21 protein-coding genes and 1 tRNA gene are annotated in these 26745 nt (G+C 43.9%); 6 read left to right on the plus strand and 16 right to left on the minus strand.

Going from position 1 to position 26745, the window contains the following annotated elements; genetic code table 11:
• The first annotated feature begins 3 nt into the window (after window positions 1-3).
• Entirely contained in the window at window positions 4-2541 is a 2538-nt protein-coding gene (locus JMX50_RS10405; RefSeq protein WP_201629456.1) for a DUF927 domain-containing protein, read from the plus strand.
• A gap of 1981 nt (window positions 2542-4522) precedes the next feature.
• Here JMX50_RS10405 and JMX50_RS10410 read toward each other — a convergent pair.
• Window positions 4523-4825, minus strand: coding sequence for a monooxygenase (locus JMX50_RS10410; protein WP_201562684.1), 303 nt, complete (start codon window positions 4823-4825; stop codon window positions 4523-4525).
• Window positions 4826-4966: 141 nt separating this feature from the next.
• Between JMX50_RS10410 and JMX50_RS10415 the strand changes: the two genes are divergently transcribed.
• Window positions 4967-5923: a DUF1853 family protein gene (locus JMX50_RS10415; protein ID WP_201629457.1), complete on the plus strand. Its 957-nt coding sequence runs from the start codon at window positions 4967-4969 to the stop codon at window positions 5921-5923.
• Window positions 5924-5976: 53 nt separating this feature from the next.
• Here the strand turns inward: JMX50_RS10415 and JMX50_RS10420 are convergent, their stop codons facing one another.
• The 7 genes from JMX50_RS10420 to JMX50_RS10450 all read right to left on the minus strand — a co-directional run bounded on the left by JMX50_RS10420 (window position 5977) and on the right by JMX50_RS10450 (window position 14389).
• The gene (locus JMX50_RS10420) at window positions 5977-6507 is read right to left on the minus strand and encodes a DUF2726 domain-containing protein (RefSeq protein ID WP_201629458.1); all 531 of its coding nucleotides are present in this window, start codon (window positions 6505-6507) and stop codon (window positions 5977-5979) included.
• Window positions 6508-6835: 328 nt separating this feature from the next.
• Entirely contained in the window at window positions 6836-8044 is a 1209-nt protein-coding gene (locus JMX50_RS10425) for an SPOR and LysM peptidoglycan-binding domain-containing protein (protein ID WP_201629459.1), read from the minus strand.
• Window positions 8045-8364: 320 nt separating this feature from the next.
• Window positions 8365-9774, minus strand: a complete 1410-nt coding sequence (gene folC / locus JMX50_RS10430; RefSeq protein WP_201629460.1) for a bifunctional tetrahydrofolate synthase/dihydrofolate synthase — start codon at window positions 9772-9774, stop codon at window positions 8365-8367.
• A 301-nt stretch (window positions 9775-10075) separates the two neighbouring features.
• A complete protein-coding gene (gene accD / locus JMX50_RS10435; protein ID WP_201629461.1) occupies window positions 10076-11032 on the minus strand; it encodes an acetyl-CoA carboxylase, carboxyltransferase subunit beta in 957 nt (318 codons plus the stop codon).
• A gap of 335 nt (window positions 11033-11367) precedes the next feature.
• Window positions 11368-12192 carry a tryptophan synthase subunit alpha gene (gene trpA, locus JMX50_RS10440; protein ID WP_201629462.1) on the minus strand — a complete coding sequence of 275 codons (825 nt, stop codon included), beginning with the start codon at window positions 12190-12192 and terminating at the stop codon, window positions 11368-11370.
• A 113-nt stretch (window positions 12193-12305) separates the two neighbouring features.
• Complete coding sequence (gene trpB / locus JMX50_RS10445) at window positions 12306-13580, minus strand: tryptophan synthase subunit beta (protein WP_227671025.1); 1275 nt, start codon at window positions 13578-13580, stop codon at window positions 12306-12308.
• A 137-nt stretch (window positions 13581-13717) separates the two neighbouring features.
• Complete coding sequence (locus JMX50_RS10450; RefSeq protein ID WP_201629463.1) at window positions 13718-14389, minus strand: phosphoribosylanthranilate isomerase; 672 nt, start codon at window positions 14387-14389, stop codon at window positions 13718-13720.
• Window positions 14390-14625: 236 nt separating this feature from the next.
• Here JMX50_RS10450 and JMX50_RS10455 point away from each other — a divergent pair, with 236 nt between their 5' ends.
• The gene (locus tag JMX50_RS10455) at window positions 14626-16248 is read left to right on the plus strand and encodes a cryptochrome/photolyase family protein (RefSeq protein WP_201629464.1); all 1623 of its coding nucleotides are present in this window, start codon (window positions 14626-14628) and stop codon (window positions 16246-16248) included.
• An 83-nt stretch (window positions 16249-16331) separates the two neighbouring features.
• Here JMX50_RS10455 and JMX50_RS10460 read toward each other — a convergent pair whose 3' ends face one another.
• On the minus strand, window positions 16332-16550 hold the full coding sequence (locus JMX50_RS10460) for a hypothetical protein (protein ID WP_201629465.1): 219 nt from the start codon (window positions 16548-16550) through the stop codon (window positions 16332-16334).
• A gap of 213 nt (window positions 16551-16763) precedes the next feature.
• Window positions 16764-17513, minus strand: coding sequence for a DUF4230 domain-containing protein (locus JMX50_RS10465; protein ID WP_201629466.1), 750 nt, complete (start codon window positions 17511-17513; stop codon window positions 16764-16766).
• Window positions 17514-18101: 588 nt separating this feature from the next.
• Between JMX50_RS10465 and JMX50_RS10470 the strand changes: the two genes are divergently transcribed.
• The gene (locus JMX50_RS10470; RefSeq protein ID WP_201629467.1) at window positions 18102-19820 is read left to right on the plus strand and encodes a proline--tRNA ligase; all 1719 of its coding nucleotides are present in this window, start codon (window positions 18102-18104) and stop codon (window positions 19818-19820) included.
• 112 nt (window positions 19821-19932) lie between these two features.
• Here JMX50_RS10470 and queF read toward each other — a convergent pair whose 3' ends face one another.
• From queF to JMX50_RS10490, 4 genes are all read right to left on the minus strand, one after another.
• Complete coding sequence (gene queF, locus JMX50_RS10475) at window positions 19933-20829, minus strand: NADPH-dependent 7-cyano-7-deazaguanine reductase QueF (protein WP_201629468.1); 897 nt, start codon at window positions 20827-20829, stop codon at window positions 19933-19935.
• 108 nt (window positions 20830-20937) lie between these two features.
• On the minus strand, window positions 20938-21750 hold the full coding sequence (locus JMX50_RS10480; RefSeq protein WP_201562788.1) for an ABC transporter permease: 813 nt from the start codon (window positions 21748-21750) through the stop codon (window positions 20938-20940).
• Window positions 21751-21767: 17 nt separating this feature from the next.
• Window positions 21768-22730 (minus strand): ABC transporter ATP-binding protein, encoded by a 963-nt coding sequence (locus JMX50_RS10485; protein ID WP_201629469.1) that lies wholly within the window; start codon window positions 22728-22730, stop codon window positions 21768-21770.
• A 344-nt stretch (window positions 22731-23074) separates the two neighbouring features.
• Window positions 23075-23752: a c-type cytochrome gene (locus JMX50_RS10490; RefSeq protein ID WP_201562714.1), complete on the minus strand. Its 678-nt coding sequence runs from the start codon at window positions 23750-23752 to the stop codon at window positions 23075-23077.
• Between the two features lie 372 nt (window positions 23753-24124).
• On the opposite strand from JMX50_RS10490, the gene JMX50_RS10495 reads away from it, so the two are divergent.
• Window positions 24125-24201, plus strand: a tRNA-Arg gene (locus tag JMX50_RS10495).
• Between the two features lie 163 nt (window positions 24202-24364).
• On the opposite strand, the gene JMX50_RS10500 is transcribed toward JMX50_RS10495, so the two are convergent.
• Entirely contained in the window at window positions 24365-24730 is a 366-nt protein-coding gene (locus JMX50_RS10500; protein ID WP_201629470.1) for a hypothetical protein, read from the minus strand.
• A 35-nt stretch (window positions 24731-24765) separates the two neighbouring features.
• Between JMX50_RS10500 and JMX50_RS10505 the strand changes: the two genes are divergently transcribed.
• Complete coding sequence (locus tag JMX50_RS10505) at window positions 24766-25566, plus strand: SIR2 family NAD-dependent protein deacylase (protein ID WP_201629471.1); 801 nt, start codon at window positions 24766-24768, stop codon at window positions 25564-25566.
• A gap of 115 nt (window positions 25567-25681) precedes the next feature.
• Here JMX50_RS10505 and JMX50_RS10510 read toward each other — a convergent pair whose 3' ends face one another.
• Window positions 25682-26680, minus strand: coding sequence for an adenosine deaminase (locus JMX50_RS10510; protein WP_201629472.1), 999 nt, complete (start codon window positions 26678-26680; stop codon window positions 25682-25684).
• Window positions 26681-26745 lie beyond the last annotated feature (65 nt).

Raw genomic sequence — 26745 nt, forward strand, 5'->3', positions numbered from 1 at the left:
TAGATGACCACTACACAAACAGCCACCCATGAAAAAGCCCGTGCATTTAGCACAGGCTTTACAGTGGTAATGAATAGTTTTGATGCAGTCACACGGCAAGGACTGGCAAACGATAAGCTATTGCTTAAACTATATGACCTACTATCGCCTAATAGCTTGCTCAACGTCACCGACAATCTTACTACAGATGATGCTTCATTAGTACCGACAGCTGGCACGATAGCCCTACGATTGACCGATAAACAAGGCGATATTGTAGGCGCAGTATTTTACACCCCAAACAGCAAAGCTAAGCCCATTGTCATTGACCCTACAGGGTATGGCGCTATCGTCATGGGTGAGCTAAACAAAGCCAATGAGGTGATAGCACTTGATACTATAGATGATGGTATTGAGGTTCATTCATACTTAATGGCTAGCGATAAGACAATCATTGTTAGCCCTCAAAAGACAAACCAGCACCTTAAAAAGATGGTTCAGCATTGGAGCAGCGCCGCGCCCGTTACCGTGCCTATGACACTTGATAATAAGGGTTTAATAAACCTATTGGCAGGTGTGAATGCTAAGGCACTGGTTACCGTGGCTCATATCGTCACAATGCTACAAGATGATAGTTATGAGGCAATACTGGCAGCTGATGACACCCAGCTAATCAGCTTACAAGATACCGCTTATTATCCTGAATGGCGCGATGACCCACAGCTGAATGAACCGATGATTTATGCTGATGGACGTTTTGAGCTATACCATGATGGGCTGTTTTTTGTGAAGTACAACGATGACGACCCAGCAAACATAACCTTTAAGTTTAAGGCGTTTATTTGTTCACCGATTGAGGTTATCGCTAAGACAAGGGACATAAGCAGCGGTACATGGGGGCGGTTACTGCAATGGCGTGATGATGACAGCGAGCTACACACATGGTCAATGCCACTTGCTTTATTACAAGGTGATGCCCGTGAGTATCGTAAAGAGCTTGCCAGTCAAGGATTAAACATTACTACCAACCCAAAACAGCGCAGCTACTTAGACACCTATATTCAAAACTACCCTATTCACAAACGGGCGTTATGCGTAGATAGGTTGGGCTGGCATGAGGCGCAATATATATTGCCTGATGGTGCAATAGGCGGCGATGGTAAGCAGTTAATCGTCTATCAGTCTGCCCATGCAATCAACAGCACCATAGCCCAGCAAGGCACGCTTGCACAATGGCGTGATGAGTTATGCAAACCACTTGCCGAACAGAGCCGTTTTGTTTTCTCTATTGCTTGCGCGTTTGCTGGTCAATTACTCGCACTGCTAGATGATGACGGGGGCGGTTTTCACCTTTTAGGCTCATCAAGTATGGGCAAGTCTTTATCGCTTAAATTGGCTGCTAGTGTATGGGGCAAGCCTGACAGCTACACTAAGACATGGCGCAGCACTGATAACGCCTTAGAGGGCACAGCAAGCGAACATAACGACAGCTTTTTACCGCTTGACGAGATAAGCGAATGCGACCCCAAAGTAGTAGGCAAAGCGGTTTACATGCTGGCTAATGGTCAAGGCAAAGGACGTAGCACCACCACAGGGCATAACCGCATAGCCAAAGAGTGGCGCATTATCTTTTTATCTAATGGTGAGGAGTCGCTGCAAAACTTCATGGCGCAAGCAGGACAGAAAACCAATGCAGGTATTGAGGTTCGAGTAGCGCATATAGATGCTGATGCTGGCAAAGGCTTAAAAACCTTTGATAGTTTGGTACTGGCAGACACAGGCGCAGGACAAGCCGATAAGATAAAAGAGTTATCACAGGCTTACTATGGCGTGGCTGGTATCGCATGGCTAGAACATATCACCAGTGACAAGGCAGCAACCACAGCCACCGCTAGGCAGCTTGTAAATGACTTTATGAGCAACTACAGCGACCTTGCCCCACAAGCGCATAGAGTCGCTAAAAGGTTCGCTATTGTGGCTGCTGCTGGTGAGATGGCAACACTGGCAGGTATTACAGGCTGGCAAGCAGGACAAGCAACCACAGCCGTTATGACATGCTTAGATAATTGGCTTGATAACTATGGGCGTGATGGTGAGCATGAGCAGCGCCAAATCATAGAGCATATCAAGGCGTTTATTGAACAGCATGGCAGTAGTCGCTTTCAACCTTGCCACATTCACATGCACCAAGATTTTGAAACTAAGATAACAAACCGTGCTGGCTATCATAACTACGACACAGGCGAATATTATTTCTCTACCAGTACCTTTGATGAAGTCTGTTCACCATTCAATAAAAGCAAAGTATTACAAGTGTTAGATGAAGCTGGACTATTGAACGTGACAGAAAGCGACCGCAGAACGTGTAGAGTATCTTTACCATTCAAGAAAAACCGTACGCGCGTTTATGCAATCAAAAACGAGATATTAAGTTGTGAACCTACTAAAAGCACTGGGACAGCTGGGACAACTGGGACAACCCATACGCAGAAAGGGCTAGGCACTGTCCCAAGCAATAAAACACCACTGGGACAGCTGGGACAAAGTAGCTCAATTTGTTAATCTGTCCCAAGTGTCCCAAGGGCAAAAAAGGGGCTGGGACAGCTACAAGCCAATAACCACAGGCGTTGTCCCGTTGTCCCAAGTGTCCCAAGCAAAAAACTAAGGTACAGCAAAAATAATCAAAGGTAGGCGTTTATCGTCTGCCTTTTTTATGGACTGCAAAAACCTAAGGGAAACCTTAGGGTAGGCGCTCAATACTCACTTGAAAATCAGGGATAGCATGTTGTCAAAAGTTAACATTCAAACCAGTTTGCCGACTGCCAGCATGTTAATAAATGTTAAGGTTTAAAAGCATAATTCTTTTTACCACGTTTTACCGATTGCCCAACCCCCAATGGGGTAAGTTAAGCCCAAAGTATGACCATCATTAGCCTACAGCGTTATAGCCTCACTAAAACAGCATAGAGCCGTCAAACAAAATAGATAAGTCCACTTTTGGACGCATTGAGCATAATTACCTTTACTTAGCGATACGGATTGCCAAAACTCCAATGGAGGGCAACCGCTGGCTAGTCATGGGCTATAAGGCAGTTTTAACGGCAAATCAGCATGGGGCTGTAAACCTAAATTGATATGAGCAGTTTTGCGCGTATTAAACGTGATTTAAGTTAACTATTTAGTTACGGATTGATAAAAAGTGAATGAGCCGAAAACCTTTACCAGTCATAAGTTACAAGGCGGTTTTAGGGCTGAATTATAGGAGGGCTGTAGCGGATTATAGATAAATCCTATTTTGGTTATATCGCATATCAAAGGGTAGGAATAACGGTAAGATTACGGTTAGTTTTCGGACACGTTAGAACCCAGCAAAACCTTACATTCATTTCATTACTGGCAGCACCTACCACCCCATGATTACCACAAGGTTAGAACCGTATAAAACCGTACATTCAAAACCGATTAATACAGCCGCCGACTTGACAGAACTTAACATTTTGCACAGCCCAAGACCTGATAAAACCTTACATTCAAAGCCAAATCACACGCCGCTAATGCTAACAAATGCTAACATTTTGCATGGCATTCCCTCATCATTGCAAATATCACAAAGCCATGCAGCATAAGGGCTTAGCTAGTTTCTGTACAAGTATCGCGCGCGTACGCGAGGCAAGCACCAATTACAGGGTTTTTGAACAATATAAAAAAGGAGTTTTCGGAGTCCATAAAGGGGTAGTTTTTCGGACTGTTTTAAAAAGGACTTGGGCAGGTTTTTGGACATCGTGGAGGGTAGTTTTTGGAGTCCATAAAAAGGGACTGTTTTCGGACTGTTCTAAATCGACTAAGGGTAATTTTGCGAGTCCATAAAAGGGACTTTATGCACAGGTATCGTAAGGGACTTTTCGGACACCGTAAGAGGGCTAAAAATGAATTGTTGGACACGTTAGGGGGTAGTTTATGGAACAGTACGCGCACGGGGCATATTCTGCCCGTGATGGGTAGTTTCGCGACAAGTATCGCGAGGCAGCATAAGGGACTTTTCGGACAGGTATCGTAAGGCTATGCGAATTGATGCGAGTAAACGCACAGAAAACGCATGATAAACGCACGCATTTAAGCGCCATTATTGAGCGCGTGCAGTGATTAGCAATTTAACCCCATGCAGACAAAATGCAAGCCCTAAACTTTTAATTTCGCTTATGTAAAAATATGCATATGGCAGCGGTCACCGCTTGCCAAGTCCTGAACAATCACACCGCCCTATCATGTTGAGAAATGTTGAAACGGCAAACAGTGAAAATAATTACAAAATAATATTGAGTGAAGCAGCAAACAGCCATAAAAGGGGGTTATTAAAAACGATTGTTGGTATTATTGTTGGTATCGTCATAAAACAAAAGCATAAAACCCATATAAATCAAGGAATACAGGCTATACTTTACTTCCTGCCGTTCCGACCAAACATAGTAGTTAAAGAGAAAAGCCAATCATTGATATCAATGGTTGGCTTTTTTATACTTAACTATTTATTCTCCATTAAGTATTACAAAGATGCTTTAGTAATCGTACTTAGCGCTTCATTGATAACAAACACTTTAGATTTAATGTCTTTAAAACCAAATGAGGTCAGCCTTTGGGTATGCTTTTCTAAATATCTGTTGGCATCGTTCAGATTATCAAATACATAAATGCCACCCGCTTCTTGCGTCTCTTCATTTTCTGTCCATAGCTTATAGACCAGACCGTTCTCGGTTGCAATGTCTTCGGCCAGCTCTTTCATGGCGTCAAAAAACGCACTGCCAAAAGGTCCGCTATAAGGAAAGTCGACTTGCAAAAGATATTTCATTTTTTAACCCTCATTATTATTGAATAATTGGCAAAAGATATGCTGCCAGATGACGACAATCTTAACATATTACGATTGCCTATAGACTTTTAGCAATTGAGCCGCTAGGGTAAATACTTTATATTTATTCTGATTTGACCTATGTCTGAGCTTAGCGTGCCACGCCCTACAACTCTCGCAACTCATGCCAATTATGCGCCTTGGGAAGCGTACCAGCGACCTTATGTGCGCGATTTGGCGTATGTGCTTGCCTGCCCTAACGTCTTGACGAAGTGGCTAGATGTAGCACCGTACCAAAACACCCATGCTATCTTCGTACATAGCGCAAGCTTTTGGCAACAGCAGTTTGAAGCTTATCAGCAGCGTTTAAAGGAGTTGGATACCACCAATGACTATCAGGCGCTGACCCGCTATTTATTAAAACGTCCGAGCCCTAATCGCTTAGGTTTTCACTTTGAAGGCTTATTGTCATTTTGGCTAGAAGATGGCTTTGCGCGCAAATTACATCCGTATGAGACGCTTGCTAATAACGTGCAGTTATACAATGGCAAACAGACGATTGGTGAGCTGGATTTGATTTTATATAATCATGAGGAAAAGCTCACTGAACATTGGGAATTGGCGATTAAGTTTTTTATGGGTGCCGCACCTTTTGCGCCGATTAATTGGGTTGGGATCAACTCCAACGACAATCTACAGCGCAAAATGACCCATATGCAAACCAAGCAGTTTTGTAGCATTTGGGTGGATACTGAGAAGCATGGACAAGTTAAGATTGATAAGCGTTATGGTGTCATAAAAGGGCGATTCTTTTTGCCAATGAACATCGCTAATTTCGTCTATCCTCACTGGCTAACACCCAGCTTCCCCATGCACGAATGGTGCGATAAAACTGATAGCATGAGTCTTGCGAAGTTTGATATCAGCGTATTGCGCGCTGCCCATTATATCGAATGGTTTAGCAAGCGCGACTTCTACGATGGTCGTCAGCTACCACTTATCAATTCTGAAAACGGAATCTTAAAAACAGGGCTCTACTTTGAAGGTGATAAACCGATTGTCATTTATCCTAGGCTGCGAGATGGTGTAGATGATTGATTTTGCCTAGCTTTTATTTGGGTTTAATACCTCTTAATACTTATCTATGCCTTTCAATAACTCTCAATCACCTGCATCAGCTCATATCTCAGCATATCAGCACTCGGCATACGCTCGGCGTGAAAACGCACGATAGCAATACCCGCACTGGCAAGCGCTTTATCCTTTTTATCATCGGCCTTTTGCCGTGCCTTACTGCTATGCGTCCAATCATCAAGCTCAATGGCGAGCAAAGTAGTCTGTGCATCGACATCAACGATGACATAATCAACGCTTTGACGACAAATACGATTAAACCAAAAACTGCGTTCTGAGGTTTCACTGCTATTGGCTTCGATGATACGTGACAGCTGGACTTGGACAAAAATATGATATTCTGGCAAAGCATTTTTTAACTTATTAAAAAATATCACTTCCGTGTCCGTCATAATGGGCATCGGCGCAAAGGGCCAAATAGCCAGCTCATCACCGCGTACAGGCGGCGGTTCAGGTTCAGTAACTTGCTTAGGATAGAACAGTTTTGGCAGGGTGATCAACCCTACAAATCCAACCGCCAATATTAAAAATATAACGCCAAATGACATGGTTTTACCTTATACATAATGAAAGCCGTCAGCTACGTGTGCTGATGTCACTAAAAAAAATGACAACACATGGCCAACCGCGACAGGGCAGCCTTTGTAGGCTGACAGGTTATACAGTACAGAGAGGAACAGAAAGAAATAGGAAAGAGCGGCGCTCATCGTAACCAAGCTTGCGCCAATCGGCAAACGATAAAACAAAAAACACGACAATAGATGTCGTGTTTGAATAAAATTAGCTACAGCGATAAAAATATAAACCAGCCTAATTAAAATTGTGCTATTTATTTAGCAATGATAGTTATCGGATTGCAGCACCATAAACGCTATTTTAGCGCCAGTATAAGACCCAAGCACTTGTCGTATTAACTTTGGGGTCACTGTTAATCTTATCTTTTAATGCCAATGCCGCAACTTTGCCACGCTCAGGACCAACGATAACGCGTACACCGCGACTAGTAGGACTAGTTTTTACTTGATAGCCGGCAGATTGGAATTTCTTTGCCAACTCATCCGCTTTGGCTTGGTCATTTGCCAGTGCCACTTGCACGCCAAAGCTACCTTTAGCATCGGTTTCTTTCACTTCTTTGCGCGCTTCACTAAGTTTCTGTTGCGCCTCACGCTTGGCATCGGCCGATTTCTTGGCTAGCGCTTCTTCTTTTTGACGCTTGTCTTCACGCGCCTGCTCAGCTGCCGCTGCTTCACGCGCTAAGCGCTCCACCTGCTTGCGCGATGGTATGGTAATACTTTGACCCAGTTGTAGTGATGTCGAAGGTGATAGATTATTCGCTTGTGCCAAGACTTCTACCGGCATGTTATATTGCCGCGCCAGTTTAATCAGCCCATCGCCTCTTTTTACTTGGTAATCAGAAGGCGACTTTGGTGGCTCATTTTTAACTGCTTCTACTGCCTCTCGCTTTTTTTCAGCGGCAGCTTGCGCTTGTTTCTTAGCATCAGCCTGCTTTTTTGCTTCGGTTTCCTTTTTACTATCTGCTAATTTCTTAGCAGCCGCTTGTTCTTTAAGGGCGGCTTGGCGCTGAGCTTCTTGTTGCGCTTGGGCTGCTTTTTGCTGCTCGCGAGCTTTTGCATCATTTGCAGCTGAAGCAGTAGCGCTGCTGTTGCTATCAGTACGAGGCTTTACCGTTGGCGTTGCAAGGTTGTTTTTTGCAGCCTCTGACTCTTTACTTTCTTCAACAGCTGGTACGCTACTGGCCATATATTGCTGACTTTCCGCACGGGCTTTTGCCAGTGCTTGTGCTTCAGCCGCTTCTTGTTCGGTTAAGAACTGCTGAGCACGCTTTTCTTGTTCTGCAACACGAGCGGCGCGCTCTTTTTGTTTTTGTGCCAAGATGCGCTTTTCAGTCTCGATATCAGTTGTCAATGGCTGCGGAGACTCTTGTGCAGGGCTTGGCTTATCTATCATCGCTGACGCTGGTTGGGGTTTATTGCTATCACCAATTTGTTGCACCATGGCGTATAGCATCACGCTACCGCCTATAATCATCCCAATGCCCAATAAGGCTTGTCTCGAAAAGTTCATCCGTTTACGTCTCTTAGTTGGTAATAAGGTTGATTGAGCGGCGCAACTGTCGTTTCAAAGCTGTCGTCTTAAAAACTATCATTTCAAAGCTGTCGTCTTAAAAATATACTTAAATAGTTTAAATCGCTTTGATAAACAGCCTTGATAGTTAAATAGTTGCGATTGCCGCCGGTTACGTCCATCCATTTATAAAGGTTATGCTGAGCTTCTATCTCATAGCATTGTATAGCAGGATGCTAAATCAATTTGATTATAAAGCATATTTTTCATACTGTCTGCCATCATGCTACTGCTAAGATTAACATTATATAAATACGATTTTAACTTAAATCATCATCGGCAAGTGCCGCTAGCGCCTCACCAATCGTATGGAACGAGCCACATACCACGATTAAGTCTTGCGCTTGACTGTCATTTATAACGGCATCGGTGGCTTCTGATAAACGTTTAAACTCATGTATTTGCGCATTATCGACATAGCTTGCTAAGATACTTTGCAGCTGCTCAGTGCTCGCCGCCCGTGGATAATCAATCTCAGCGATAAACCAATCGCTAATAGACAAGCCCGCTTCGGTCAAACGTTGCACGACTTTATTGATATCCTTATCGCCCAACATAGAAAACAGCATTTTAATGCTGGCAGGTTTACGGTTGGCTTGATTCTCTTGGCTGCTGTTTTGACTACTGCCTTGATTGAGAGCATCAGCGCTATTTTGCGTTGCTAAATGCTGCTGCCAAAGCGGTAATAATTGCGCCAATAAAAACTCAACGCCTTGCTCGTTATGCGCCACATCAAACAACCAATGACGGTTATGCGTCTCATGATAATCAAAACGACCAGCGAGCTTGACCGTCTGCAATGCCTGTTCGATAGCTTTTTTATCAATATTTAATGGGCTTGCCAGCACCGCTGATAAGGCATTGGCGGTATTGGTCAATGACAGTGCTGGACGTGGTAGTTGCATGGTGACAGCGGCATTACTGTATTGCCAAACGTCGGTATCCACTTCACGATAATCAAAGTCTTGCCCAGCTTGATAACAAGTTGCCTGATGCGTATCAATTGCTTGCTGCACACTAGCAGGCATGGCAGTAGCACCATAAACTAGAGTAATGCCATCACGTAAAATACCTGCTTTTTCACGGCCAATATCTTCGACATTATCCCCTAGCCAATCGACGTGATCGATGGCAATGTTGGTAATCACTGCCATATCAGGGTCAATAATATTGACCACATCAAGGCGACCGCCGAGCCCAACTTCTAATACCCAGACATCGCAGTCTGCTTCGGCAAAGATTAATAATGCAGCAAGCGTTGTCATCTCAAAGAATGACAAGGTTAGAGCGCACCGCAACCGCGCCGCCTCTACCTTGCTAAAGGCATCAATTAAGGTCTCATCACTGACCATCTCGCCATTGATACGCACGCGCTCGTTAAATACGCTCAGATGCGGTGATTGATACAGCGCCGTTTTATACCCTGCCGCTTGGCACATTTGTGCGATGACCGCAGTCGTTGAGCCTTTACCGTTGGTACCCGCCACGGTAAATACATAAGCATCGTCTTTGGCTGACTGTACCACGCCTAACGCCTCAGCAACCGGCAATACTCGCGACAACCCCATATCTATCGCCGAGACATGAATCTGCTGCATATAATCAAGCCATTCGGTCAAACTCGAGTGCTCAGTAGGAGTGGTAGAGGTAGAAAGTGAAGAGTCAGACATGGGCGGAACCTATATTGAAATAGTCGGTTAGGAACTAGTTATTTAAAAGATATTCATTAAGAAAATAGGGACAGTATATAACTACCTGACCAAAAAGCAAAAATAGCATTTACCGTTATTAACGATAAATGCTATTCGTAATTTTTACTTAGTCGATTTAATTTAAAAAGAATACAGTTTAAAAAGAATACAGTGCTGCTGGGATAAGTTTTGCAAAGCCTCTAGGGTGCGAAGCGCATAGCAAGCGAGGAAAATTTATACCAGCAGAACGCTATTTCTAACGTTCTTATTTGCTAAGCAGTTAAGCAGCAACATTCGGTACGCGGCATAGCTTTGCAAGCAAACGATAAATGGTATCAATCAATTGATGACGATGTACCACTTCGTCGACCACGCCATGCTCTAACAAGAACTCAGCACGCTGGAACGGCTCTTCTAGCGTCTCACGAACCGTTTGTTCAATCACGCGCTTGCCTGCAAAGCCAATCATGGCTTTTGGTTCTGCTAAATGGATATCACCTAACATAGCAAGCGATGCCGTCACCCCGCCATAAACAGGATTGGTCAATACCACAATATACGGCACGCCAGCAATTCTTAAGCGTTCAATCGCCGCCGCAGTACGAGCCATTTGCATTAATGATAGCAGCCCCTCTTGCATGCGCGCACCACCAGAAGCAGCAAAGCAGACTAAGGGAGATTTATCGTTGAGGGCTTTTTCAGCAGCCTCTACAAAACGGTCGCCAACCACCGAGCCCATAGAGCCGCCCATAAAGCGGAAGTCAAAGGCACAAGTAACGATATCAAGATTGCGCAATTTACCGTACAGCACAATCAGCGCTTCAGACTCACCGGTCTTGTCCTGTGCTTCGGTCATGCGCTGCGGATACGGCTTACTATCCACAAAGCTCAATGGATCTTTGGCAGTGAACTGCTGTCCTAGCTCACCCTCTACTTGATCGAGCAGCCAGTTTAAGCGCTCACGAGCACTCATCGGTAAATGATGGTCACAATGCGGGCAGACATAGCAATTAAAAATCAGCGCCGTATTGGTAATCATCGAATGACAGCTGCTACATTTGGTTGACGGTTCGGTCTCTACCGCCGTCAAAGGTGCGGTCAGTTGCTGCTTAATACCCGGTATTGGGCGATTAAACCACGATTGCCCTGCGGTATTACCGTTTGGCGCAGCGCCGTTATTCGCAGCATTATTATTTATAGTATCTGGTGTTATGGTATCAGTCATATTATTCGCCATTATCAAAGGCTTATCGACAAGTTGGCTTAGTTACTTGTCCCTAAGAAGTCCGTTTATAAGAATCAGTTTATAAGAATCAATTTAAAAGTCACATATCCTTATAACATCAGCAGTTATAAAGCACGCTTATGCGCAACTGTAACAATTTATATGTGATGTTAGTTTACACACGTAAACTAACTTTAGCAAAGTCATTTAACCGTGTCTTTATAAACATTGTTATAAAAGTTACGATAATCCTTGATATAAAAACAGCTATCGCCCCTCTTATAAATAATAAGACAATGACGTTGCTGAGCCATTCACATGTTGATGCCAATACGTTCGATATAATATTAGACCGTTAAACTATCGAGTGCGCCGCGTAGCTCGTCCATTTTTGCCATGATTTTTTGCTGAGCACTTGCAACCGCAGAGGCATCTTTAGCATCGATATCAGCAAAGTTTTGTACCAACGCACTACCCACAATGATACCGTCGGCATGCTTACCAATTGCTTTGGCCGATGCTGCATCACGAATCCCAAAGCCCACGCATACTGGCAAATCGGTCTCCGCTTTAATTGCTTGCACTTGGGTCGCAACATCATCGGTATCTAGCGTTGCCGAGCCCGTCACGCCCTTAAGCGACACATAATAAATATAACCACCGCAATGGGTCAGTACTTGCTCACGGCGCTCAGGCAAAGTGGTCGGCGATAATAAGAAAATCTCATTCATCGCATGTTCAGTTAAATGCTGAGTAAAGCTGCCCGCCTCGCTTGGTGGCAAATCAACCATCAAAATACCATCTACGCCTGACTGCTCGCATAAAGCGACAAAGTTGTCATAACCAATGATTTCAACGGGATTAAGATAACCCATGAGGATAATTGGCGTCTGCGTGTCTTGCTTGCGGAATTCTGCAACCATTTTTAGTGCATCACGCGTACTGGTACCCGCTGCTAAAGCGCGCTCGCCCGCCAATGCGACCGTTGGGCCATCGGCCATTGGGTCAGAAAACGGTAAGCCCACTTCAATCATATCTGCGCCGTGCTTGACTAAGTCATGTAGTAAGCCAACAAAGTTATCAGGGGTTGGATCGCCCGCCATCACGTAAGGAATCAGGGCTTTTTTATTTTGGGCTTTTAGGGTTTCAAAGGTGCTTTCAATTCGGGTCATAGTGTTCTCTACAATTAATTCAAACTGGCTATATTGACCCTCTACGATTTAATGAGAGAGCCAATCAATTTATTTTATAAAAGCGGATTTATAGCGCGCAATAAAATACGCGACTATAACTCAATCCCTTCCGCCTTCATTACCGAATGCAAATCTTTATCACCGCGACCTGACATATTGACGATAATGGTTTGCTCAGGGGTCATGGTTTTAGCCAGCTTAAGCGCATAGGCAACCGCATGGGCAGATTCGAGCGCAGGGATAATACCTTCTTTACGTGTCGCTTCATGAAAGGCTGCCAACGACTCTTTATCCGTACAGCCAACATATTCAACACGTTTCATATCTTTTAAGAAGCTATGCTCAGGACCGACACCCGGATAATCAAGTCCCGCTGAAATAGAATGCGTTTCTTGAATTTGACCTTCATCGTCTGCCATCAGATAAGTACGATTGCCATGTAGCACGCCGATACGGCCAGCGGCCAATGGCGCGGAATGGCGACCGGTTTCTATGCCGTCACCTGTCGCTTCAACGCCATACATTTTGACTTCAGTATCGTTTAGGAAATCAAAAAATAGACCAATAGCATTTGAGCCACCGCCAACACAAGCAACTAGTGCATCTGGTAATTTGCCCGTTTTTTCTAAATGCTGAATGCGCGCTTCTTTGCCGATAATCGCTTGGAAATCACGCACCAGTAGCGGATAAGGATGCGGGCCTGCAACCGTACCGATAATATAATAAGTGCTATCGACGTTGGTCACCCAATCACGCATCGCTTCATTCATCGCATCTTTAAGGGTACGTGAACCAGAAGTCACTGGCACTACTGTCGCACCAAGCAAACGCATACGATAGACGTTCATCTTTTGGCGCTCAACATCATCGGCACCCATATAAACGATACACTCTAACCCTAAGCGAGCAGCTATCGTCGCCGTCGCAACACCATGTTGACCTGCACCGGTCTCAGCGATAATGCGTTTTTTGCCACACATTTTGGCAAGCAGTGCCTGCCCAATGGTGTTATTCACTTTATGTGCGCCAGTATGGTTCAAATCCTCACGCTTAAAGTAAATTTGCGCGCCACCAATCTCATCGCTCAATCGCTTAGCATGATACAGCGGCGTTGGACGACCGACATAATTGACCAAGTCATTATGATACTCTTCCCAAAATGCCGGGTCAGCTTTTACTTTGGTATATAACGCTTCTAACTCTTCTAATGCCGCCATCAGGGTTTCAGAGACAAAACGACCACCATGAACGCCGAAATGTCCGCGTGCGTCAGGGTATTGGTTAAAGTCTTGTACGTCTGTTGGATTGGTAAAGGTGTTGATAGATTGTGCAGTAGCAGATGGTGCTTTGTTCGTGGCATGACTCATGATAATTCCTACGATAAGTGGTATCTTTTAGTATAAGGATTGGTCGTATAAATATTAGGATAAAGAAAAATTAGATTTAATCAGGAAGTCGGAATAACGCTTAAATAAGAGTAAATAGCACAAATATAGCAGTTATCTTAGAGAGCGTCAGTGACCGTCTCGTTTTGCCATCGGTCACGCTTGACTGCTTTCATAAAGACACGCATTTTAGCAGCGTCTTTTTTACCTTTATCAGCCTCAATTCCGCCGCTAACATCGACGCCATAAATAGGCAAATCAAGAGTCGCAGCGACATTATCGGCATCCAGTCCACCCGCTAAGATAATCGGCAGTGAGCTATTATCTGGAATCAGGCTCCAATCAAAGCGCGCGCCCGTACCGCCATATTTATACTGATGATAAGCATCAAGCAAAATACTGCTCGCTCCTGCGGCGGCAAAACTATCAATCCGTGCGCTTACATTTTCCACAGTATCTTGCTCCGCATTGATGCGTAAGGCTTTTATCCAGCGTTTATTGACGGCATTTGCCAGATACTGGCACTGTTCAGGCGTTTCATCACCGTGGAATTGAATGATATCAAAAGAGACGTTATTTGCCAGTTCAATCAGCTCATCTTCAGGCATATTGACCACTAATGCCACGACACTAACAAAAGCAGGCAAAGCCGCGCTTAATATCTGCGCCTGCGCTAGCGTCACCGCACGCGGACTGGGGGGATAAAATACCAAGCCGACCGCATCAACACCCAACTGTACAGCGGTATTGACGTCACTAAGCTGGGTAAAGCCGCAAAACTTAACGTGCATTTTATGACCTTTTTTATAAGCTTGCTAAAATTTCGGTAAAGGCAGTAAATAATAGGCTAAAAATAAAAGCTTCTATAAATCCCACCAACAGCGATATTACGCCAAATGCTCATCATAAGGAATGATGCTGATTTGTTAAGCGCATAGCAAATCAATTGCATCCAAAAACTTATCCTAGCATACTTTTATTCGTAGTTTTGTTTATGATTGCGATTGATTAAAATAGGGATAATTGAATGTCTAAGACGGCGTCAGCCAATGGCGAAAACCAGGGTAATACGAATGTCAGTATGCCGCATTACTTGATGTGGTTTCGTCGTGATTTGCGGCTGCATGATAATACAGCGTTGGCGGCACTTTGTGAACGGGCGAACGCAGACAAGGCGCAAGTCAGTGCTATGTTTTTCCTTACGCCTGAACAGTGGCAAGCGCATGATACTTCCTTAACACAGCTCGACCACATCGCCCGCACCTTGCCAATCTTAGCAACATCTTTGCATAAACAATTGAATATCACATTGAACGTACAGGTTTGTCCAAGCTTTTCTGATTGTGTTGAGGCGCTAAGCACATTATGTGAGGCTAATAACATCAGCTGTGTGATGGCAAATCATGAGTACGAAGGCAATGAGATTGAGCGTGATGAAAAACTCACCAAACAACTGGCAAAAAACGATATCGAATTTATTCGCTGGCATGACCAATGTATCTTGCCGCCGCAAAGCATTACCACCAATGATGGCGACAGCATGTATAAAGTATTCACTCCATTTTATAAAAAATGGCGGCATACCTTAGATGTTAACACCATGCAAATGCATGAAGCAGCAGCTATAAATAACAATAACAACGCCAAGCTAAAAACCTCGAAATCTAGCGCCACGACTATTAAAGATATCGAAAAATTAAGTAAAGGAACTGTTGATGACTATCAAAAGGTACTGCAAACTACTGGCCTATTAGCACACATTGATACAGACGCACAGCTTGATTACGCTCGTGCAGCTTACCCTGCTGGTGAAGCTGCTGCTTGCCAGCGTTTAGAGGAATTTATCGCCGAAGATATTGATAACTACGATATCAGTCGCGATGTGCCAAGCTTACACGCGACTAGTCAATTATCAGCCTACCTGACTATTGGCTCAATCAGTCCCAGACTTTGCTATTTGCAAGCCACAAAAGTGCTGGAAGAATTGCACAGTGATGATGGCAACGCCCTTAAGAACTCTGACAACAATGACATTAATCGCTGGCTAAGCGAGCTTGCTTGGCGAGATTTTTATCGTCATGTAATCGTTGATAAGCCAACGCTCATCCGCCATAAGGCTTATAAAGAAGAGACAGATAGTAAGATTCATTGGTCATATAGTAAGGATGATTTTAAGGCATGGTATACAGGTAAGACAGGCGTGCCCTTAGTTGATGCCGCAATGCGCTGTCTAAATGCCACTGGCTTTATGCACAATCGCTTACGGATGGTCACCGCGATGTTTTTGACCAAGGACTTACTGATTGATTGGCGCTTAGGTGAGCGCTACTTTATGCAGCAGCTGATAGACGGTGATTTTGCTTCAAATAACGGCGGCTGGCAGTGGAGCGCATCAACAGGTACGGATGCTGCGCCCTACTTCCGTATTATGAACCCTTTTAGCCAAGCCAAAACTCATGATACTGACGGAGAATTTATCAAGACGTGGCTACCTGAGCTAAAAGACGTTCCTAGTAGCATCTTGCACAGCGAGGATAAAATGCGTAAAGAACTGGCTAAGGGTGGTAAGTTTACTAATATTAACTATCCAATACCAATAGTTGAACACAAAGACGCTCGGCAATTAGCGATTGCAGAATTTAAAAGATAAGATGTAAACGGCTCTAAATTTAAAAACAGTTATGAACTAAAACTCAGTTATGAGTTAAAAAAACAGTCATGATTTTAAAAGCCTTAGCTGTCTATTTGCAGCAAACTATTTTGTGGCGCACTCGCTCTACCAGTATCTGACTCTAGTATCCGCGTCTTAATGGTGTAAATGGCATAAGCGAATAAGGTAAAACTGAGGATTAACAGTACCCAAGTCGCAAACGATAGCGACCCTTTTGCTTTAGGATGTTTGGTTAATTTGCGCTTCTCATGGGCAGACGGCTGATTATTAGAAGTTGTCATAGATGCCACCTCTTACATTATATGAGATATAGACCTATTTGAACGACAGCATTTATAAGTCTGTCGTTAATCACAAATAAGTCCTGCTATATAATATAATAACCCTATTACTCATCATTTCAAGCAACAACTGTTAACTGGCGAAGATATTTATCAGAACGCCGAAATCTCTCTCCTCGTACTAACCCCTTACAATGCCAAAATTTAAACCATTTAAGCATTAGTCACTGGCATCTGACATGCCCCTGCGCCCTGCGTGGTTACCGTTACTACTGCGCCAGTTAATGAAAATAACTGCTGCAACTGGGTTTGCGCATTTTCTAATGCCATATTCATCACATCACCGCGGCAAGCGCGTTCAAGCACTTCCTTTTTTGCCATACTTTGCGCTTGTTGCAAAATCTTTGGATCAACCTGCATCATGCCAAAAGCGCCCGTTTGCCAATCATAAATCTCGATATCGTCTAAATAAACCGAAAATACCTCTGATGGCGGTAAAGTAATATGAATCTGCGGCATGATAGAGACGGGATTATTGGCATCCACGCTTTCAGCATTTTTTATAGCAGCCTCAGCAGGCGCTATCACTTGTACCATCTCAGGCGTTAAAGCACTCAAATCAATTCCCGCTTCTACGCGCCCACGAGCGATAAACAAGCCCTTTTGCTCATCTTGCCACAGCTTCATCCAGCTGCCTGTTTTTTGACTGGTAATGATGGTATCGACACTAAACGCCACCGTCTCCAAGCGATTCAATTTCTGAATCTGCATCACCACCCCTTCACGGGTAATGGTTTCTATCGGCTCTTCTTTGCTACTTTTTTGCAGACTATAAATCGCAAAAACGAGCGCGGCAAGACCAATCATCAATACCAACCACGACATCATAGCGATGGGTTTTTTCGTGTGCGGCTGATTGGCATTATTATTACTGATAGTAGAATGGTTCTCAGGATTGGTCATGTAAACTACCTCAAAGTTTTTTTGTTTTTATAAGCGAGTTAAAAAGCTAAATATTTAGTATCAAAATCTAAGATATAAATGCTAGTTGCGCGCGTTAACTTCAAGTAATAACTACCAATACTCTACATAATTCTCAATAATGCTATGGCGAGGAAGTCAGCTCATTATTTGCTATAAACATGCTTAAAACCGCTAAACAATCGAATTAATACCAACATATTTGGCTCTTTAAGTAATGTTCTGGCTGAAAAAACAAAAAGTCATTGCGTCTTAGGCGAACTTTACCTAACATAGTCAGATTGTATAAGCAAAATGTTGGCGTACACCTATTTTTCTGGCTTATCTGTCTAAAATATGACGTTGCCAATATGGACGTTTAATACAAAATGAAAAGTTCCAGCCTTTTTGCAAGGCGTTTTATGAACGCACTTTCTACTGATGTACTGTTTGTCGCAGTACTTTTTAGCTAGGCATGTCCTAGACTATTACCAAGTGATAAAAGGTAAGCTTGCGTCGGCCATCAAAGCACACGCTCAATATCCTACTATTTCTTATTTATTTTATCGTTGATAAGGTTATGCTTTATTTATGAAAGCCAGTCAATTTTTGTTTGCCACGCTAAAAGAAACTCCCAGCGATGCTGATATCGCCTCAAGCCAATTAATGGTAAGAGCAGGTCTTATTCGTAAAATCGCTTCTGGATTATATATCTGGTTGCCGATGGGTTTGCGCGTGTTGCAAAAAGTCGAACGCATCGTTCGCGAAGAGATGCAAAACGTCGGCGCTCAAGAAGTGCTGATGCCAATGACCCAACCTGCTGAGCTTTGGCAGATGACCGGTCGATTTGACGATTATGGTCCTGAGCTATTACGCTTTAAAGACCGTCATGACCGTGATTTTGTCTTGGGCCCGACGCACGAAGAAGTCATCACCAATCTTGCCCAAGGTGAGCTGCGCAGTTATAAGCAGTTGCCGATTACCTTTTTCCAAATCCAAGGTAAGTTCCGTGATGAGATTCGTCCGCGTTTTGGCGTAATGCGTGCGCGTGAATTCACTATGAAAGACGCCTACTCGTTCCATGTTGACCAAGCGTCACTCGCCAAAACTTACCATGATATGTATGACGCTTATACGCGCATCTTTACCCGTTTGGGTTTGGATTTCCGTGCGGTACAAGCGGATACGGGTTCTATCGGCGGTTTTGCTTCGCATGAGTTCCATGTGTTGGCAGACAGCGGCGAAGACGATATCGCCTTCTCAGATTCTTCTGATTATGCGGCCAACGTCGAGCTTGCTGAATCGGTAAGCACCGCTGAGCGTCAGCCGCCGAAGATGGAGCGCGAAGACGTCTTAACGGAAAACATGACCAGCTGTAAAGTGGTTGCTGAACATCTGGGCGTACCGCTAGAGACGACGGTGAAAACCTTAATCGTTCATGGTCATACTGAAGATGGTGAGCCGCAATTAATCGCTATCGTTTTACGTGGCGATCATCAGCTCAATACCATTAAAGCTGAAAAAATCGAAGAAGCCAATGTGCCGCTTACGATGGCCTCTGATGAAGAGCTCATAGCAGCGGGTCTGCATAAAGGCTTTATCGGTGTTGATTTGGACATGCCAGTATTTGTTGATCGCTCAGCCGCGACCTTGTCAGATTTTGTCACGGGCGCGAATGAAGTCAATAAACATACCATTGGTATGAACTGGGTACGTGATGCAAGCATTACTCGTATTGTTGATGTGCGCAATGTACAAGAAGGCGACCCTTCTCCAGATGGTAAAGGCACGCTAAAAATCAAACGTGGTATCGAAGTCGGTCATATCTTCCAGTTGGGTGATAAGTACTCGCAAGCGCTGAATGCTACCGTATCTGGTGAAGATGGCAAGCCTGTTACCCTAATGATGGGTTGTTATGGTATCGGCGTTAGCCGTATCATCGCGGCTGCCATCGAGCAAAACAACGACGAAAACGGCATCATGTGGCCAAAAACGCCAACCGTTGATGACTCGATTGCGCCTTTTGAAGTGGCTATCATTCCGATGAAGTCAAAAGAAGAGACCGTCATGGAGACGGCGACCGCTTTGTATGAAGAGCTAAAAGCGCAAGGCATCAATGTCCTACTTGATGACCGTAACGAGCGTCCAGGCGTTAAGTTTGCCGACCTTGAATTGATTGGTATTCCGCATCGTATCGTGGTTTCAGACCGTAACTTGGCTGAAGGCAAATACGAATACGTCAATCGCCGTGAGGCAGAAAAGCAAATGCTCAGCCGTGAAGAAGTCATGGCAAAAGTAAGCAGAAAATAGTTTTATTAATAAAACTTATGCCATAAAAAGCGCCTGTCTTAGTGAATAAGATAGGCGCTTTTTTTATATCCAAACTAATTGCTCAGTAACTGATGAAAAGCCAACCTTTTACCTACTGACGTATTAAACGGCTTGGTTTAGGTAATAAGCTCATATCACTGACACGGCATGGATTGATATCGATACCGCCGCGGCGTGTATACCATGCGCGAACCATCAATGTACTTGGCTGATAGTATTGACTCAAATCAGCAAATATCTGCTCGACACATTGCTCATGAAAACCATTATGCTGACGAAAGCTTAAGATATAACGCAGCATATTGGCAGTATTAACTGGCTTTTCACTGCTTATCGAAACCGCCAATGTGCCCCAATCTGGCTGATTGGTCACCGGACAATTACTACGCAGCAAGTTAGAATAAAAGCTAAAGGGTTCACTACTGCTTTGAGAGCTTTTTTGAAAGTCTTCTAAACTACGCTCAGCATCATTCTCATTGGCTAATAATGACGCATCAGGATGTTCAGTTAGCGCTACTTTATCGCTGCTATTTGCAAGTGCCTCATCGATGCAAACACCTTCAGGTTGTGCAATCAATAAGCCTGTTGCTTTATCGTTCAGGTCATCATTTAAATCAAATAGCTCAACCTGTACTTCTGCTTGTACGCAGGCTGATAAGTCTTTGGCTATCAGCGCTTGCACCTCGTCCCAGCCAGAAAACTCAGTAAAGTTAATACTGTTTAAATATAACTTAAGCGACTTTGACTCAACGATAAATGGCGAGCTTGCCGGAATACCAAAGCGAGCGATAGCCACTTGTGAAATACCTTGGGAATTTAACCAAGACATCTCAAACGCCTGCCACCAGTCTATACCCACTGCCAGCTTATCATCATGCCAGCCAATCGCATCACGTCCCATACTACGAGCAATCGGATATAGCGTCTCTGGACTATACTCAGTCGGATAGTCGGTAGTTTGCTCACCCAAGATACCGTGAATACTCATTTATCTTCCTAATATTAAAGCGTTAAAATTTTACCAAAATATTTAATTACCAATCAGGTTAAACAGGTCATGCAGGCAGTAAAAGTATGACCTTTTAAACTGCAAATACTACAAGCGTACGCGTGAACCATTACTCAATAATCGATAAGCGATGGTATAAAATATCGCACAGAATACAAAAATCGCCGCCATCGAATACCAAACATTGACATCAGAATATCCCAAGATGCCATAACGGAACGAGTTCACCATATAGACAATCGGGTTCAATAACGAGACGTTTTGCCAAAATGGTGACAAATTTTCCATCGAGTAAAACACCCCGCCAAGATAGGTCAGTGGCGTTAATACAAAGCTTGGAATGATGGAGATATCATCAAATGAGCGGGCAAATACTGCGTTAATAAAGCCACCCAATGAAAACAAGATAGAGGTGCCAAGCACCGTAAATACCGTCACAAATAAATGCTCGATACCAAGGTCAGTAAAGAACAGCGCCACTATCGAGACGATGATACCAATCGCCAGTCCGCGAAAGATACCACCACTGATATAACCCATCAAAATCGCATGCTTAGACACCGGCGAAACCAAAAGCTCTTCGATACTGGCGGTAAATTTGGCGCTAAAGAAGCTCGATACCACGTTAGAGTAACTGTTGGTGATAATCGACATCATAATGAGACCGGGCACGATAAATTGCATGTATGGCACGCCGCCCATTTCACCGACGCGCGAGCCAATCATCTTACCAAAGATGACAAAGTATAAGCTCATGGTAATGACTGGCGGCAGCAACGTTTGCGGCCAAATACGTAAAATCCGGCGCACTTCTTTGACTAGGATAGTACGAAATGCAATCCACTTTTGGGCAATGGTTAAACCGTCATGAGGACGAGATACCTGTGCTGCTTTATTCATATCACCCATGTCCTGACTCATAGTCCCGCCTCCTTCATACTGTCTGCACTATCGATATTTTTGTCTACCAAGCGCATAAATAACTCTTCTAAGCGGTTGGCCTTGTTACGCATACTCGCCACAGTAATGCCTTGCTCTGATAATTGGTTAAAGACACCATTTAACGACTCGCCTTCTGTTAGAGTCACTTCAAGCGTCTGCTCATCTGGCTGCGCCAATCCCGTTATCCCAGTCAAATCTAATTGACGCGTAAGCGGCGTCTCTAAATCAAAAACAAAAGTCTCAACCGACAATTGAGCGAGTAAATCTTTCATCTCTGTATTAATACGAATCTCACCATGATCCAAAATCGCGATACGCTTACACAGCTGCTCTGCTTCTTCTAGATAGTGCGTGGTCAAGATAATGGTGGTGTTTTCTTCGATATTAATCTGCTGCATAAACTCCCACATAGAGCGGCGCAGCTCGATATCAACACCAGCCGTTGGCTCATCAAGAATCAACAGTTTTGGCTTATGAATCAATGCACGAGCAATCATCAAGCGGCGTTTCATACCGCCTGATAATTCGCGTGATTTGCTATCACGTTTGTCCCATAACCCGAGCGCGGTCAGTAAGCGCTTGGCCCGTGGACGTGCTTCTTTGGCAGAAATACCAAAGTAACCCGCCTGAGTAATCAAGATGTCTTCCACTTTTTCGAACTGATTAAAGTTAAACTCTTGCGGTACAACCCCAAGGTATTGCTTGGCCACCGAAGGATTTTCTAACAAATCCGTGCCAAAAATCTTTACGCTACCGGCCGTCGGCTTAAACAGTGAGCTAATAATGCCAATCATCGTTGACTTACCAGCACCATTTGGCCCAAGCAGCGCAAAAAAACCACCCTGCGGGACGGTTAAACTGACATCTTTGAGTGCCGAAAACCCATTGCTATAGGTTTTGGATAAATTCTGAATAGCAAGTGCTGGTACTTCAGACATGAATACCTCTTTATTGGTTATAAATTTGTATGGACAGCGATTTTTAGCATACTGGTATTTTTAGTATACTAATATCTAGAAGAGACGATGTAATGTCATAAAGTGAGGCTACTAGCAATGAATTTCAACTGTGCCCTATGAGAAGTATCATATTGATAATACTCATCATTAAAAAAGCGCCTACCTCATTAAATGAAATAGACGCTTTATCAATACAGGCGTTAAAAGGCTGAATAGATTTATTAGCAATAAATCATGCTTACACAGTTAAATTATCAGCCTAAAAACCATTTGGCTAAATGTAGCTTACTATCTAGCAAATAATAACTAGCAACTAATAAAAACTAGCTTGCTTCACCAATCATATAATCAACCGCGCTTTGTACTTCTTCATCAGGAATATCCGCGCCGCCTTTGGCAGGCATGGCGTTGAAGCCATTGATAGCATGGGTATACAAAGTCTCTGTACCTTTTGCGATACGAGGTCCCCAAGCACCAGCGTCACCTAACATAGGTGAACCAAGTAAGCCTGACGCATGACAAGTTTGGCAGACAGCGTTATACACATCTTTACCATCACGAGGACCATCACCTGCAGCTGGACCAGCAGAACGTGCGGTCACGTCACAGACTTCGTCGTCTTCAAAGCATACTTTAGCAACAGGTTGAATACGAGCAATCAAGTTAGGATACAAAGCAATCAGCTTTTGTACTTGCGGCGTGTCCTCTGGAATTGGCTCTTCAGCAGCAGGTGCTGCAGCGGCAGTTGCTTCAGCTGGCGCAGCGGCATCAGCACCGTCTGTTGCAGTTGCAGCAGCATCAGCAGGTGCAGCCCCATCGGTGGTATCTGCAGCCGCTTGGGTATCATCACCCAGTTTTTGCGGCGCATTTTCGACAACGTCTTGCCCTTCTGCAACATCAGAGATGGTTACAGGAGTGTCTACAACACTTTCAGCTTGGCTCACAGCGATACTAGCGATTCCTAGAATGGCAGCTGCCGATAACATAACTACTTTTCTCATTCGTCACGTTCTCTTATTGCGTATACAAGGGCCGACACGGCTTGGACATTCTGTCTGTCCTCCTTTGATAACCAAACCAGTTATCAATAGCAAACAGCCATCCCGCATGCAGGCGCGCTTGTAATCGGTGATTATAAATATGGATTCTCCCTGACATTATAAGGGAAAAGACAGGTAGATTGCCATGCCTGTTTGCTGACTATGGTGTTTTTTCTTAAAAAACCTCAATAGCGACCTTCATTCGTTGGCTTTATGACTTTTATTTGTTAGACTAAGCGGTCTTAATTTTTAGACGTCTCGCAGTATTAACGACAGCTAATTATCCCCGTTTATACAGGGCGTTAATTAGTACGTTTTTAGTCAATAATTTATGCGCTCGTAGCTCAGTTGGATAGAGTATCGGTCTCCGAAGCCGAGGGTCGTGGGTTCGATTCCCGCCGAGCGCACCAATCACCATAATCAGCAGTATTTTACCTTTTCCTAGTCTCACCCATCATCTCTATAACCCTTTGACAGCAACGCTTGGCGTTCTTAGCTGCTGCTTATAACTGTGCGCTAACATCGATAAAATGTTGTACATAGAGTTGTTAAATCTACTCAATTTATATAAAACTACTCTGTATCTTGTAAATTTGCGGTTAATTGAGCACGGCTGGGTACACGGTGATAATTAATCACGGGTACGTCACCCAAACGGCGCTGACCGGCGGCAATCTTTTTATCAATCGTAATCATGGCAATTTTTTTATCATGCTTACTGATAAGCAAATGATTAGTTTTGCGGTTGACACGATAGTCAGGAAAATGCTGCTTTAGCAACTCTGAGGTTTTTTGCAGCGCATCATTTATCGGTGTTTTCATACCTGTCGACTTTGGACTGTTCTTATCAGCGACTTTAGGGGCGCGCGATTTTGCCAACAACCATAATCCAACGACGACCGCCAGCAATATGACAAGCCACCACATTCCATCTATCATAGAAGTCTATATCCATTGTTAATAAGGGTTAGGTCATGTTAGCAGAATTATCAGCAGCGTTAATAGCAGAAGTCGAGCGTGCGGCCAAACTACTTGGCGCAAAACAGCGCATTTGTATTTTAACTGGCGCAGGGATTTCAGCAGAAAGCGGTATTCCCACTTTTCGAGATAAGCAAACAGGCCTCTGGGAAAACTATGGCGCTGAAGATTTGGCGACGCCAGAGGCTTTTGCACGTGACCCAAAGCTGGTTTGGGGATGGTATCAGTGGCGCAGACAAGTGGTCGCCGATAAAAAACCAAATCCCGCCCATGAGGCCTTAGCGCAGTGGCAGTATCATAGCCAATCCTCTGGCCAGCAAATGACGCTTATTACCCAAAATGTCGATGACTTGCATGAACAGGCTGGCAGTACGGTCACTCATCTGCATGGACATCTATGGCGTAATCGCTGTAGCCAATGTAAGACACCCTATCAGAAGCAGTCTAGAGGCTCATACAGCAGCGCCGACACTATGGATTATAGTGAGGCGCTGATTAACTGTCCGCATTGTGATGGTTATATTAGACCAGATATCGTTTGGTTTGGTGAAGCGTTGCCCGTACAAGCATGGGAGACGGCTGAACAAGCGGCGGCTGCTTGTGAGGCTTTTATCAGTATTGGTACGTCAAGTCTCGTCTACCCTGCCGCTGGGCTGGCACAACTAGCAAAAGATAATGGCGCCAAAATCATTGAGATAAACCCAAATCCGACACCCAATGCCATCGTGGATATCACCTTAGCGGAAAAAGCAGGAATGGTGATGCCGTTATTAATCCAAAAAATCACTGCGTTATAATCGCTTGACCCTAAAATAATAGCAAATGACAAAACAAAAGGCTTAACGATTGATATCAATCGTTAAGCCTTTTTTATTAAAGATATATACAATCAGTATCTTACTGCATCAATACTTATTGCAGCGCAAGATCAACTCTCGCTAGGTATGCTTCTTTTAATTCATCATCTATGAATGATGATCTAAAAGAGTTTTTTACCAAAGTAATAATATCGTTTTCCGTTAGCGGCAGATTTTCACATAAATTGATAAAGTTTTGATTGATATAGCCTTTGAAATAAGCAGGATCGTCGGAGTTGACGCTGACATTAAGACCATAATCTAACAGCGCTTTGATATTATGCGCTTGATAGCTGTCAAAAACTTTAAGTTCGATATTAGAGTTTGGGCAAACCGTCAGCGGCATTTGCTCCTCTTTTAGGCGTTGCATCAATGCGGCACTTTTTATCGATTGCACACCATGGTCAATTCTACTGATACCCAGTAAATTCAACGCTTCATAAATATACGAAAAATCGGCTTCTTCGCCAGCATGGGCGACCAATGTAAAGCCTGCTTCTTTTGCCTTTTTAAAGACCTCTTTAAACTTGGCAGGAGGGTTACCCAGCTCCGAAGAATCAAGACCGACACCGATGATATCGTCCTTAAACGCCATCGCTTCTTCTAAGGTCTCAAAGGCCTCTTCTTGCGATAAATGGCGCAAAAAACACATGATGATACAAGAAGTGATGCCATATTTTTCTTTAGCATCATCGAGTGCCTCTTTGATACCAGTAATAACGGCTGCAAAAGGTACACCCCTTGCGGTATGGGTTTGCGGATCAAAAAATATCTCAGTATGAATGACATTGTCTTCCACACACTTAAGAATGTATTCCCACGTTAAATCGTAGAAATCGTCTTTGGTCATTAGGACGTTGGCGCCCGCATAATAGATATCTAAAAAGGTTTGTAGATTGGTAAAATTATAGGCGCGGCGTACATCTTCGATGTCATTATAAGGGATGTCTATATTATTTTTTTTCGCCAATCTGAACATCAGCTCCGGTTCTAATGAGCCTTCAATATGCAAATGCAGTTCTGCTTTGGGTAATTTCTTTATTAATTCAATCATAGTGTTCCAGTAGTGGCTTTTATTAAGCGCTGCGTTTGTCAGCGGGGTATATCTATAAAGGCTAT

This window comes from Psychrobacter maritimus, from assembly GCF_904846345.1.
In the GTDB taxonomy this organism is placed as follows: Bacteria; Pseudomonadota; Gammaproteobacteria; order Pseudomonadales; family Moraxellaceae; genus Psychrobacter; species Psychrobacter maritimus.

Coding starts and splice junctions, on each gene's coding strand:
- JMX50_RS10490 (WP_201562714.1), bottom strand. CDS start 23,752: ATGAGAAAAGTAGTTATGTTATCGGCAGCTGCCATTCTAGGAATCGCT.
- JMX50_RS10460 (WP_201629465.1), bottom strand. CDS start 16,550: ATGACAACTTCTAATAATCAGCCGTCTGCCCATGAGAAGCGCAAATTA.
- JMX50_RS10485 (WP_201629469.1), bottom strand. CDS start 22,730: ATGTCTGAAGTACCAGCACTTGCTATTCAGAATTTATCCAAAACCTAT.
- accD (WP_201629461.1), bottom strand. CDS start 11,032: ATGGCGAATAATATGACTGATACCATAACACCAGATACTATAAATAAT.
- JMX50_RS10505 (WP_201629471.1), top strand. CDS start 24,766: ATGTTAGCAGAATTATCAGCAGCGTTAATAGCAGAAGTCGAGCGTGCG.
- JMX50_RS10500 (WP_201629470.1), bottom strand. CDS start 24,730: ATGATAGATGGAATGTGGTGGCTTGTCATATTGCTGGCGGTCGTCGTT.
- JMX50_RS10425 (WP_201629459.1), bottom strand. CDS start 8,044: ATGAACTTTTCGAGACAAGCCTTATTGGGCATTGGGATGATTATAGGC.
- JMX50_RS10465 (WP_201629466.1), bottom strand. CDS start 17,513: ATGACCAATCCTGAGAACCATTCTACTATCAGTAATAATAATGCCAAT.
- JMX50_RS10405 (WP_201629456.1), top strand. CDS start 4: ATGACCACTACACAAACAGCCACCCATGAAAAAGCCCGTGCATTTAGC.
- queF (WP_201629468.1), bottom strand. CDS start 20,829: ATGAGTATTCACGGTATCTTGGGTGAGCAAACTACCGACTATCCGACT.
- folC (WP_201629460.1), bottom strand. CDS start 9,774: ATGTCTGACTCTTCACTTTCTACCTCTACCACTCCTACTGAGCACTCG.
- JMX50_RS10450 (WP_201629463.1), bottom strand. CDS start 14,389: ATGCACGTTAAGTTTTGCGGCTTTACCCAGCTTAGTGACGTCAATACC.
- JMX50_RS10510 (WP_201629472.1), bottom strand. CDS start 26,680: ATGATTGAATTAATAAAGAAATTACCCAAAGCAGAACTGCATTTGCAT.
- JMX50_RS10415 (WP_201629457.1), top strand. CDS start 4,967: ATGTCTGAGCTTAGCGTGCCACGCCCTACAACTCTCGCAACTCATGCC.
- JMX50_RS10470 (WP_201629467.1), top strand. CDS start 18,102: ATGAAAGCCAGTCAATTTTTGTTTGCCACGCTAAAAGAAACTCCCAGC.
- JMX50_RS10410 (WP_201562684.1), bottom strand. CDS start 4,825: ATGAAATATCTTTTGCAAGTCGACTTTCCTTATAGCGGACCTTTTGGC.
- trpB (WP_227671025.1), bottom strand. CDS start 13,580: ATGAGTCATGCCACGAACAAAGCACCATCTGCTACTGCACAATCTATC.
- JMX50_RS10480 (WP_201562788.1), bottom strand. CDS start 21,750: ATGAATAAAGCAGCACAGGTATCTCGTCCTCATGACGGTTTAACCATT.
- JMX50_RS10420 (WP_201629458.1), bottom strand. CDS start 6,507: ATGTCATTTGGCGTTATATTTTTAATATTGGCGGTTGGATTTGTAGGG.
- trpA (WP_201629462.1), bottom strand. CDS start 12,192: ATGACCCGAATTGAAAGCACCTTTGAAACCCTAAAAGCCCAAAATAAA.
- JMX50_RS10455 (WP_201629464.1), top strand. CDS start 14,626: ATGTCTAAGACGGCGTCAGCCAATGGCGAAAACCAGGGTAATACGAAT.